Origin of the sequence: Sporanaerobacter sp. (assembly GCF_047830725.1) — a bacterium.
Taxonomy (GTDB): Bacteria; Bacillota; Clostridia; order Tissierellales; family Sporanaerobacteraceae; genus Sporanaerobacter.
The window spans coordinates 2190550-2201914 of record NZ_CP181252.1 but is presented as its reverse complement, the minus strand read 5'-3'; the positions used below and the strand labels follow the sequence as shown (position 1 = coordinate 2201914).

General features: G+C 29.7%; 13 protein-coding genes. 11 read left to right on the top strand and 2 right to left on the bottom strand.

Going from position 1 to position 11365, the window contains the following annotated elements:
* Nucleotides 1-42 precede the first annotated feature (42 nt).
* From recG to ACFWUA_RS11070, 4 genes are read left to right on the top strand one after another with little or no spacing between them, the layout of a single operon-like run.
* On the top strand, nucleotides 43-2106 hold the full coding sequence (gene recG / locus ACFWUA_RS11085; protein WP_416198081.1) for an ATP-dependent DNA helicase RecG: 2064 nt from the start codon (nucleotides 43-45) through the stop codon (nucleotides 2104-2106).
* 39 nt (nucleotides 2107-2145) lie between these two features.
* Nucleotides 2146-2724, top strand: a complete 579-nt coding sequence (gene rsmD, locus ACFWUA_RS11080) for a 16S rRNA (guanine(966)-N(2))-methyltransferase RsmD (RefSeq protein ID WP_416199205.1) — start codon at nucleotides 2146-2148, stop codon at nucleotides 2722-2724.
* Between the two features lie 16 nt (nucleotides 2725-2740).
* Nucleotides 2741-3229, top strand: a complete 489-nt coding sequence (gene coaD, locus ACFWUA_RS11075) for a pantetheine-phosphate adenylyltransferase (protein ID WP_416198080.1) — start codon at nucleotides 2741-2743, stop codon at nucleotides 3227-3229.
* The gene (locus tag ACFWUA_RS11070; RefSeq protein ID WP_416198079.1) at nucleotides 3229-3675 is read left to right on the top strand and encodes an ATPase; all 447 of its coding nucleotides are present in this window, start codon (nucleotides 3229-3231) and stop codon (nucleotides 3673-3675) included. Before coaD ends, ACFWUA_RS11070 begins: the two co-directional genes overlap by 1 nt.
* A 3-nt stretch (nucleotides 3676-3678) precedes the next feature.
* Here ACFWUA_RS11070 and ylbJ read toward each other — a convergent pair whose 3' ends face one another.
* Nucleotides 3679-4896 (bottom strand): sporulation integral membrane protein YlbJ, encoded by a 1218-nt coding sequence (ylbJ, locus tag ACFWUA_RS11065; protein WP_416198078.1) that lies wholly within the window; start codon nucleotides 4894-4896, stop codon nucleotides 3679-3681.
* A 92-nt stretch (nucleotides 4897-4988) separates the two neighbouring features.
* Between ylbJ and ACFWUA_RS11060 the strand changes: the two genes are divergently transcribed.
* Complete coding sequence (locus tag ACFWUA_RS11060; RefSeq protein ID WP_416198077.1) at nucleotides 4989-5789, top strand: patatin-like phospholipase family protein; 801 nt, start codon at nucleotides 4989-4991, stop codon at nucleotides 5787-5789.
* Nucleotides 5790-5855: 66 nt separating this feature from the next.
* Here ACFWUA_RS11060 and ACFWUA_RS11055 read toward each other — a convergent pair whose 3' ends face one another.
* Entirely contained in the window at nucleotides 5856-7103 is a 1248-nt protein-coding gene (locus ACFWUA_RS11055; protein WP_416198076.1) for a nucleotidyltransferase, read from the bottom strand.
* A gap of 131 nt (nucleotides 7104-7234) precedes the next feature.
* Between ACFWUA_RS11055 and ACFWUA_RS11050 the strand changes: the two genes are divergently transcribed.
* The 6 genes from ACFWUA_RS11050 (at nucleotide 7235) to rnc (ending at nucleotide 11364) form a co-directional block, all read left to right on the top strand.
* Nucleotides 7235-8425 (top strand): acetate/propionate family kinase, encoded by a 1191-nt coding sequence (locus tag ACFWUA_RS11050; RefSeq protein ID WP_416198075.1) that lies wholly within the window; start codon nucleotides 7235-7237, stop codon nucleotides 8423-8425.
* Between the two features lie 73 nt (nucleotides 8426-8498).
* A complete protein-coding gene (locus ACFWUA_RS11045) occupies nucleotides 8499-9008 on the top strand; it encodes a YceD family protein (protein WP_416198074.1) in 510 nt (169 codons plus the stop codon).
* 18 nt (nucleotides 9009-9026) lie between these two features.
* On the top strand, nucleotides 9027-9206 hold the full coding sequence (rpmF, locus tag ACFWUA_RS11040) for a 50S ribosomal protein L32 (protein ID WP_416198073.1): 180 nt from the start codon (nucleotides 9027-9029) through the stop codon (nucleotides 9204-9206).
* A gap of 192 nt (nucleotides 9207-9398) precedes the next feature.
* Nucleotides 9399-10298: a phosphate acyltransferase PlsX gene (gene plsX, locus ACFWUA_RS11035; RefSeq protein ID WP_416199204.1), complete on the top strand. Its 900-nt coding sequence runs from the start codon at nucleotides 9399-9401 to the stop codon at nucleotides 10296-10298.
* A gap of 43 nt (nucleotides 10299-10341) precedes the next feature.
* On the top strand, nucleotides 10342-10581 hold the full coding sequence (gene acpP / locus ACFWUA_RS11030) for an acyl carrier protein (RefSeq protein ID WP_416198072.1): 240 nt from the start codon (nucleotides 10342-10344) through the stop codon (nucleotides 10579-10581).
* A 72-nt stretch (nucleotides 10582-10653) separates the two neighbouring features.
* A complete protein-coding gene (gene rnc, locus ACFWUA_RS11025) occupies nucleotides 10654-11364 on the top strand; it encodes a ribonuclease III (protein ID WP_416198071.1) in 711 nt (236 codons plus the stop codon).
* Nucleotide 11365 lies beyond the last annotated feature (1 nt).

The following is an 11365-nucleotide window of genomic DNA, read 5'->3' as shown; positions in this document are numbered from 1 at the left end:
TACTTTAAAAGGTAGGGGAAATATATTGTTTGAGGTGTTATAATGAATAAATTGTCCATGTCGGTTCAGTATGTAAGAGGAGTTGGACCAAAGAGAGCGAGCAAATTGAGAAAACTTGATATATATACTGTAGGAGATTTGATTTATTATTTTCCAAGAAGCTATGAAGACAGGAGGAATTTTAGTAGAATAAGAGATTGTGCTCATGGACAAAAAGTAAGTTTAAAAGCATATGTAGCAGGGTATCCTTCGGTTTTAAGGCCAAGAAAAAATCTTTCTATTTTGAAGATTCCTGTAAAAGATGAGACTGGAATAGCTTATTTAACATGGTTTAATCAAGATTATCTAGCAGATAAATTTGCTATAGGTGAAGAAATAAAAATTAATGGAAAAGTAAAAAAGATTGGAAATGAAATTCAAATTTCTAATCCTGTTTTTGAAAAGAGAAACAATTCCAACGAAAAAGTTGGCAGTATTGTGCCTATATATTCACTAACTGAAAATTTAACTAACAATGAAATGGTTTTTATAATGAAAAATGTTTTAACAGATTACATAGATGAAATAGTAGAGATTCTTCCAGATGATATTTTAAAAAAATTTGAATTACTACCAGTGAGACAAGCAATTTTAAATCTCCATTTTCCTAAAGATGGATATATCTATAAAAAAGCAAGAAATAGATTGGTTTTTGAAGAACTTCTAGTTTTGCAATTAGGTCTTTTTATGATAAAGAACAATGTTAAATCAGAAAATTTAGGAATTAAGTTTGATACGGTTGAAGAAGTAGAAGACTTTATATCTAGATTGCCTTTTCAACTTACTAATGCACAAAAAAAAGTTTTCGAAGAAATTGAGAAGGATATGGAATCAGATAAGCAAATGAATAGATTAATTCAAGGTGATGTAGGTTCAGGAAAAACTGTAATAGCAGCACTTGCCATGTTCAAGGCATGGAAATCAGGTTATCAATCTGCAATGATGGCACCTACAGAGATTCTTGCCTCACAGCATTATGAAAATATAAGTCAGATGATGGAGAAATATGGAATTAAATGTGAGCTATTAGTGGGCAGTTTATCTAATAAAAATAAAGAGGAAGTTTTAGATAAGCTTAAAAATGGTGAAATAGATATACTAGTTGGGACTCATGCAATTATTCAAGATAATGTCCAATTTAAAAATTTAGGTCTTGCTATTACTGATGAACAGCATAGGTTTGGTGTTAGGCAGAGAGCTATATTTTCACAAAAAGGATTAAATCCAGATATAATTGTTATGACTGCTACTCCTATTCCAAGAACTTTAGCTTTGATATTGTATGGGGACTTGGATATTTCAATAATTGATGAATTGCCTCCTGGAAGAAAAGCAATAGAAACTTATGCTGTTGGTTCTAATATGATAGAAAGAGTAAATGAATTTGTAAAAAAGCAAATAAGAGAAGGTAGACAGGCGTATATAGTTTGTCCACTGATTGAAGAATCTGATGCATTGAATATACGTGCAGCTTTAGAAATATATAATAAATTTAAAAATGAAATATTTTCTGATTTTAAAGTAGGATTACTACATGGCAAAATGAAAGCAAATGAAAAAGATAGTATAATGAATAAATTCAAAAATGGAGAAATTGATATACTTGTTTCTACCACAGTTATAGAGGTAGGAGTTAATGTACCAAATGCAAATATTATGGTTATATATAATGCAGAGAGATTTGGACTTTCACAGTTGCATCAGTTAAGAGGGAGAGTTGGCAGAGGAGAATATCAATCTTATTGCATTTTGATAAATGAAGGGAATAATAAAATTGCAAGAGAAAGAATGAGAATAATGCAAAAAACCAATGATGGATTTAAAATATCAGAAAAGGATTTGGAACTTAGAGGACCTGGAGAATTTTTTGGAACTAGACAACATGGACTACCCGATTTAAAAATAGCTAATTTATTTACGGATATGGAAATACTAAAACTGGCACAAAATGAAGCTAGTGAAATAATACTTAAAGATCCTAATCTAAAAGATGAAAAGTATTGTTTAATCAAGGAAAAAATTAAAATAATGTTTAAAGATAAAATAGACGATATAATATTTAACTAATAATTATTTTATTATGCACTGAAATTGTGTTAAAATGAAATTACTAAAAGGAGTGGTTTGTTGAGAATTATCTCAGGAAGCAAAAAAGGCTATAAACTTAAAAGTCCCAAAGGCTTAGATACTAGACCAACTCAAGATAGAATAAAGGAATCGCTATTTAGCATATTAGGTGATATAAGAATAGAAGCAAAAGTATTAGATTTATTTGCTGGTTCTGGAGGAATAGGCATAGAATTTTTAAGTAGAGGTGCTGGTGAATGTTATTTTATAGATAATTCACTTTCAAGCATAAAAACCATTAATGAAAATTTATATGAAACAAACTTAAAATCTAAATCATATGTCTATAAAAATGATGTTTTTAAAGCTATTAAAATTTTAGGTAAGAAAAATATCCGATTTGACTATATTTTTATGGATCCACCTTATGAAAAAGGGTTGGTATTAGAAACATTAAAAATAGTATGTGAAAACAATATTTTAGAAGATAGAGGAATTATAATAGCAGAACATGAAAGCAAACTTATGATAGACAAAAGCGTATTTTGTTTAAATGAAGTAGACAAGAGATTTTATGGTGATAAAGCGATTACATTTTATATGACAAAGCGGAATTAATTGAGGAGGTAAATTCATGATAGTAATATATCCAGGAAGCTTTGATCCTGTAACAAATGGACATTTAGATATAATTAAAAGATGCTCAAAAAAATTTGATAAAGTCATCGTTGCAATATTAAATAATTCTTCAAAAAAAACTTTATTTACAGTAGAAGAACGAACAGAATTGTTGAAAAAAGCAGTTGAAAAATATGACAATGTAGAAATCGACGATTTTTCTGGTCTTCTTATAGATTATGCTAAAGAAAGAAATGTTACTACTATGGTTAGAGGATTAAGGGCAGTTTCAGATTTTGAGTATGAGATGCAAATGGCATTAGTTAACAAAAAACTGTATGGGGATATTGAAACTTTATTTATGGTTTCAAGTGGTGAGTATGCATATTTAAGTTCTAGTATAGTAAAAGAAGTTGCAATGTTTGATGGGGATGTTTCTTGTTTGGTTCCTAATGTAGTTGAAAAAGCTTTAAAAGAAAAGTTAAGAGGGGGTCAGGGCAAATAATGGATGTATTGGAATTGATTGATGAATTAGAGGATATTGTTGAGGACAGTTCGTCAGTACCTTTTTCTAGCAAAGTCATGGTAGATAAGGAAGAAATATTAGAGATTATTAAAGAGATACGGATACAATTGCCAGATGAGTTGAAACAAGCTAGTTGGGTAAAGGAAGAAAGACAAAGAATACTTGCAGAAGCACAAAAAGAAGCAGATACAATTGTTGGAGAAGCACAATCTCATCTTGAGGAGCTTATAGAAAAAGATGAGGTCACTAAAAAAGCCAAGGAAAGAGCAGAAGAAATACTGTCAAAGGCTCAAACAAATGCAAAAGAAATAAGACTAGGGGCAGTAGAGTATGCAGATAGTATTTTGACAGAGACTCAATTAAATCTAAAAGATCTGATTGATATATTAGATAAAAATAGGCAAGAATTGCGAGGAATGAAATAATATCTATTTATTTAATATTATATTGTTTATTGAACTTATTATGAATCCATACAGTAAAACAAAAATTAGTATATAGAATCCTAATTGAAGTGATATTTTTATAGTGCTTAACCATTTTGAAAAAGTTATTATTTCTAAATAATCTGTTTTAAAGTTAAAAGAAGTATACACTATATTTTTATACTTTAAATTATATAATAGGTATGAAAAAGCCGCTGAAAATAAGCCATGTAGCAATTTTGAAAATATATACAATTTGCTATTTAAGTCTGTGTTACTTATAAAACTTATGGCTTGGCTATGTACAGAAAATCCACTCCATCCGATTAAAAAATTTATTGTGACTGTTTTAAACAAAAGGGATACTCCAGTTAATTCTGCAATCTCTTTGCAGCCCATAGTTATTTCAAGCATACCTGTAAGTAAACCTTTTGTCACTTTTGGATTTAAGTTTAAAGGAAGTACAATATTGAAAATTTTAGTAAGAATGTTAAAGAAATTTGATATATCTAGTATTTCTACTAGTACGGAATAAAACACAATGAAACCGCCAACTATGACCATGGAAGAGACTCCATTTACAACTCCATCAGATAGCATTTTTCCAAGGTTCCTGTTATCTTTATTTTTTGCTTGAAAAAGTTTCTTAAAAGCATTTTTAAGGATATTTTTATTTGATGAGGGATTTATTTTTTCATTTTTCATCTTGTAGAATCTAAATAGTATGCCGACTGCAATTGCACCCAAATAATGTGGATATACTATTAGTGGACTTATTAGTGGGTTGTTTAGCATACCTGTAGATATGGCACCAATCATGAATAGAGGCCCTGAAGTACTTGAAAAGGAAAGGAGCCTTTGAGCTTCAAATTTTGATATTTTTTTATCTTTTCTCAATTGTGTTACAAGTTTTACACCAACGGGATAACCAGAGGTTATACTCATAGCTAAGGGGAAGGCACCTTTTCCAGAAACATTAAATATAGGAATCATAATAGGTTCTAACAATATGCCTAAAAAGTCTACAAAACCTAAGCCTATAAGCAATTCGGAAATAATTAGAAAAGGAAAGAGTGATGGAACTACGACATTTATCCATGTCAATATGCCTCTTGAAGCTGCTTTTATACAATTTTGAGGGTGTGCTATTATATTATACAATATAAACAAGCTAGTTAGCATATATATTATATTTGAAATATTATTTTTTTTAGTTCGCATATTTGAAGATACCTCCATCTTTTTATATATTTATATTTAATTGAACTTAGCAATATGATTTTTTTAGATAATGTATCTAAGAGGTGATTTTTATGAACAATGAACCTAAAATTGGTATAGCTTTAGGCTCTGGTGCTGCTAGGGGTTTTGCACATATTGGTGTATTAAAAGCTCTTGAAGAAAATGATATTTTTGTAGACATGGTTTCTGGTAGCAGTGCAGGTGCTTTAATTGGGGGACTGTATTGTTGCGGGATTGCTCCAGAAATGATAAAGAATTTAGCTATCCAGATAGATAAAAAAATTTGGATGGATTTTACTATTCCTAAGACAGGAATTTTAAAAGGTGAAAAGATAGAAGAAATATTAAAGATTATTACTGGAGGAAAAAATATTGAAGATCTAGATAAAAAAGTAGTTATTGTTGCCACAGATTTACAAAATGCAGAAGAAGTTGTATTTACTACAGGACCAATATATAAAGCTATCAGATCAAGTATATCAATTCCTGGTTTTTTTGAACCTGTAGTTTATAACAATAAGACACTGGTAGATGGGGGAGTTGTAGATAGAGTCCCTATTTCTGTTTTAAAAGATGCAGGTGCTGATGTTGTTATTGCAGTAGATGTAGGATTTAGTAGCTATCAGAGTAGAATATTTCAGGTTTTTGATATCATTCAACAATCTATGGATGTTATGGCTAAAAAAATAGTTGAATTAGATAAAATATATGCTGATGTAATGATAGAACCTCAACTTTCTCATATAGATTCTTCAGAATTTGAGCGAGTAGATGAGTGTGTTGAAATTGGATATAAAGCTACTATAGAAAAAATGGATGAAATTAAAAATACTATAGATAATTATATGAAAAAAAACTCAGGGAGTTATTAATTATCCTTGAGTTTTTTATTCTATGGAAATTTTTAGTTCACCTTAATTTTAAATGTTTCCATTGGACTATTTTTTTATATATGGGGATGTAGTAAAGTCTTTATTTCCAAATCTGTATGCTGTATTTTTAAATCCTAGAAAGAATAAATCTGTAGACAATTTATCATAGTGAATCATTTCTTCTAACATAGAATCATCATATTTTTTATAATCACTAAATTTATTTATAATAGGAATTGATGTATTCTTTTTTATTTCTTTTAACAATTTCATACCACTTTCATTCATACCTAGAACTCTTATATATTTTGGATACACATTGTTTAGCTTTAAAAAAGTGGGTTTATCTAAATTTAGCATTAAATGGGTAAGTATTCTTTGAATTCTTGTTCTTGTATACCTTTTTGTAATTATAGTATTAGTTATTTGCTTTATGTCGCTATATTTAAAACTATATTGTATAAATCTGTTTTCTAATCCATCTTCTACATCCATTATTTTCGACAAATGGTTTTTATCAGTAGTTCTTAAAAGATATAGAAGTATTTGGGAATAGTTTTCTAAAGTATTTAGAGAACCATATTGAGATAGATATTTTACAAGATGATTATAAGTGTTAGGAGGAATATAGTTTTGTAAATCGATTAAATTGTGATTTAATGCTTTTTTTCTTATGGCAGTAGCACTTGCTACTTTATTGTTTAATTGTTCTTCTTTATATTCACTACCAATTCTTTTAATTGTTATAGGTAATATGTCAATGTTGTATTTGTAAAGAGCCTTTAAATATTCTATTCCCAATATGTTGTTTGGAGAATTCATTATGGACATTGGATTAAAATTTAGATTAATATCATTTTTAAAATATTCGTCAATAGCCATGCTTCTGGCAATAGGAAATGAATTGCCCTTATCTAAATAATATTTAAGTTTTACCCTAAAATCTTTAGGCTCATCTACTAAAATTTCCGCGATTTTTTTTAAAGGTTCTATATTTCCTTCTTCACTCCCAAAACAAAAATAATCTACAATATTCAAGCTATCTAAAAGTCTTATACCACCATAAGCAAACAATTCTGCACTTTGTACTGCATATATAGTAGGTAATTCCAATACCAAGTCTATTCCATTGTCTATAGCCATTTTTGCTTTTGTCCATTTATCTACAATGGAAGGTTCGCCTCTTTGAACAAAAGAGCCGCTCATTATGGCTATTGAGAAATCAGAATTTGTAATTTCTTTTGATTTTTGCAAATGGTATAAATGGCCATAGTGAAAAGGATTGTATTCAGTAATTAAACCAACAACTTTCATTGATTTCCTCCATGTTATTTTTGGGGTATATTTTATTTAATTATAACACAAAATTTATACTAGTTGATTTTTTAATATAATTATAATATGATTTATAGTGATATTTAAACAAAAGAAGGAGGTATAATTAAATGAACATATTAGTTATAAACTGTGGAAGTTCTTCATTAAAGTATCAGCTAATAGATATGAATGAGGAAAAAGTATTGGCAAAGGGTTTAGCTGAAAGAATAGGAATAGAAGGTTCGAGAATAAAACATAAGACTACTGGCAAAGAAGAAGTAATCATTGAAAAACCCATGTCTAATCACAAAGTAGTTTTGGAACTTGTACTAAATGCATTAGTTGATCCAGAGCATGGCGCTATTAAGTCAATGGATGAAATAAGTGCAGTTGGTCATAGAGTTGTACATGGTGGAGAAAAATTTGCTAGTTCAGTAAAAATTGATGATAAAGTGATGAAAGCATTAAATGAATGTGTAGAGTTAGCTCCACTACATAATCCACCAAATATAATGGGAATAGAAGCTTGCAAAGAATTGATGCCAAATACTCCTATGGTTGGCGTATTTGATACAGCATTTCATCAGACAATGCCAAGTTCTAATTATATTTATCCATTGCCATATGAACTATATGAGAAATATGGTATAAGAAAATATGGTTTTCATGGAACATCTCACAAATATGTTTCAAAAAGAACAGCCGAAATACTTGAGAAAGATATAAAGGATTTAAAGATAATTACATGTCATTTAGGAAATGGTGCAAGTATATGTGCTGTTCAAAATGGGCAGTCTGTTGATACAAGCATGGGATTTACACCTCTTGAAGGATTAGCAATGGGAACTAGAAGTGGAGATATGGATCCAGCTATAATTCCTTTTATTATGGAAAAAGAAAAATTGTCATTAGAAGAAGTAAACAATCTACTCAATAAAAAATCAGGAGTATTAGGAATTTCAGGAGTAAGCAGTGATTTTAGAGACATAGAAGAAGCTGCCAAGAATGGAAATGAGAGAGCTAAACTTGCATTAGATGTATTTGTAAACAGAGTTAAAAAATACATTGGGGCTTATATGATGTTGATGGGTGGCGTTGATGCTATAGTATTTACAGCAGGTATAGGAGAAAATTCAGCAGAAATTAGAGAAATGGTTTGTAGTGGTTTAGAAGGGTTAAATATAGAATTAGATACCGAAAAAAATAAAACTAGGGGAAAAGAAGCTGTAGTTAGTAAAGATTCTTCAAAAGTTAAGATATTAGTTGTACCAACAAATGAAGAATTGATGATAGCAAGAGATACCAAAGAATTAGCTTAGTTAGAATATATTTCTTGACAAATGTTCTCTACCTTTATATAATAAAACTTGTTAGATTTAAGAGGTGAAAATGATGAATATAGATCTATCAAGGTTTCTTGACCAAACTACTACAAGCTTACATTTTGATGAAATTCTTGAACTTGATAGCATTGAAGTCAATGGAAGAAAAATAATATTTACTGAATCAATAAATGTAGTAGGGGATATATACAAAGTAGAAGGTAGCGACTATTCAAGCGGTAAAGTTCACTTTAAATATATAGAAAATTGTGCACGTTGCTTAAAAGAATTTACTCAAGAAGTAAGTGCTGTTTTGTCAGGAAAACTTATAGAAAAATCGCAAGCCGAAGATTTTGACGATGATAATGAAGATGCAATCTATTATGAAGGTTCGAGTGTAGATTTGAAAGATTTAGTTGTAAATACTATTCTTTTATCTATACCTATGAAGGCACTTTGTAGTGAAGATTGTAAGGGACTATGTTCAAAATGTGGGAAAAATTTAAATGAAGGAAATTGTGATTGCGTAATAGAAGACGTTGATCCAAGACTTGTAAAATTGAAGGAGTTTTTTAAGTAGGAATAAGGAGGTGTTTCCATGGCTGTACCAAAAAGAAAAGTTTCTAAAGCTAGAAGAGATAGAAGAAGAGCTTCTGCATATAGACTACAAAAAAGTACAATAGTTGAATGTCCACAATGTCATGAACCTAAATTGCCTCATAGAGTTTGTAGAGCATGTGGATATTATGACAACAAAGAAGTAATAGAAGTTGAATAATAAGTAAAAGATAGTGAATATACTCACTATCTTTTATTATTTTTAGTTGTAATATATATTTAATAAGAGTGGTGTTAATCATTTTTATTTTATGTAATATATATTAAAGAAGTAGTTCAGGGAAGTAAGCAAATGTGGAGTAGTAGTTTTAATCATTTTTGTATGGGAGGATAAAAATGAAGATAGTCGTAGATAGTATGGGAGGGCAAAAAAGATATTATAGAATATGAATTAGATAAGAACAATTATCATGGAAACAAAATAGAAATACTTCATGCCGATGAAGTAATACAAAATGATGAATCCCCTTCTATAGCTATAAGGAAAAAGAAAAATTCTTCTATGGTAGTAGGATTAAATAGCTTAAAAGAAGGTGTTGGAGATGCTTTCATATCCGCTGGAAATACAGGATCTCTTCTGGCTGGAGGAATATTTTTAGTTAAAAGAATTGAGGGCATAGAAAGGGCCGCCATAGTTTCTTTATATCCTACAAAAAGTGGAGTTTCAATATTATTAGATGCAGGGGCTAATGTAGATTCTAAACCTGAATATTTAGAACAATTTGCTATAATGGGCTCTGTTTATTGTGAAAAAGTGCTGGGAATTGCTTCTCCAAAAGTGGGATTAATAAATGTTGGAACTGAAAAAGAAAAAGGAAATATATTAGTTAAAGAAGCATATAGTTTGCTTGAGAGTGCAAACATTAATTTTTATGGGAATATTGAAGCAAGGGATATACCAGAAGGTGTAGTAGATGTCATGGTTTGTGATGGATTTGTTGGCAATGTTATATTAAAACTTACTGAAGGTTTAGGTCAGTCAATTTTTTCAGCTTTGAAAGAAGAAATTACTAAGAATTTTTCATCTGAAAGTAGTACTCTGTTTTTAAAGCCTGAATTTGAGGCTTTTAAACAGAGATTTGACTATAGAGAATATGGCGGTGCACCACTTCTGGGTTTAAAAAAGCCAGTAATAAAAGCCCATGGCAGTTCTGATGCATTAGCATTCAAAAATGCTATAAAGCAGGCTAAAATTATGGTTGAAGAAGATGTAATAGATAAAATAGAACTGGATATAAATATTGTTAAATAATAAAATCTTAAATACAAAAATTAATGAAAAGGAGGTGCAATTAGTGGTATTTGAAAAGTTAAGAAAAATAATATCTGAACAATTTGATATAAACCCAAACAATATTACTATGGATTCCTCTTTTCAAAATGATTTAAATGCTGATTCTTTAGATGTAGTAGAACTTATTATGGCAATTGAAGATGAATTTGATTTAGAAGTAGAAGATGAAAGTATTGAAAAGATTTTAACTGTGGGAGATGTGGTTGAGTATATACAAAATCATATAGATGAATTAAGGTAATAGACATCTAGAATAGGTCTCGATGTATTCGGGGCCTTAGAAATATTTTCTAGCTTTGGGGGTATGAACTCGATGAGAATGTACGAAAGAGAGAAAAAATTGAATGAATTTGAGGGAAAAATAAATTATAGATTTAATGATATAGGATTGTTGAGTAAAGCATTGACTCATAGCTCTTATGCCAATGAACATAAAAAATCACATATTGTATATAATGAAAGATTAGAGTTTTTAGGAGATTCTGTATTGAGTCTAGTGGTTAGCGATTATATTTATAAAAAATATCCTCATTACTCAGAGGGAGAGTTAACCAAGTTAAGAGCTACGGTAGTATGTGAACCTGCTCTGGCATTTATAGCTAAAAGAATTAATTTAGGAGATTATTTATTACTAGGAAAAGGAGAGGAAATTACTGGGGGAAGGGAAAGAGATTCTATTTTAGCAGATTCATTGGAAGCAATTATAGGGGCAGTATATTTAGATCAAGGTTTTACCAGTGCGAAGAAATTTGTCATCAATCTCATAGAGAGAGAAATTATAGAAGCTTCTAAAGAGGAAGATATATTTATAGATTATAAAACTAGACTTCAAGAAGTACTTCAAAAAAATATGAAATCTAAAATTGAGTATAAACTTGAAAAAGAAGAAGGACCAGATCATGATAAAAAATTTTATATTGTAGCGGTTATAGATGACAAAGCTTATGGAAGTGGGTTAGGAAAAAGCAAAAAAGAGGCAGAGCAAATGGCTGCTAAAGAAGCATTAAATAGGATAGGTGTTTAAT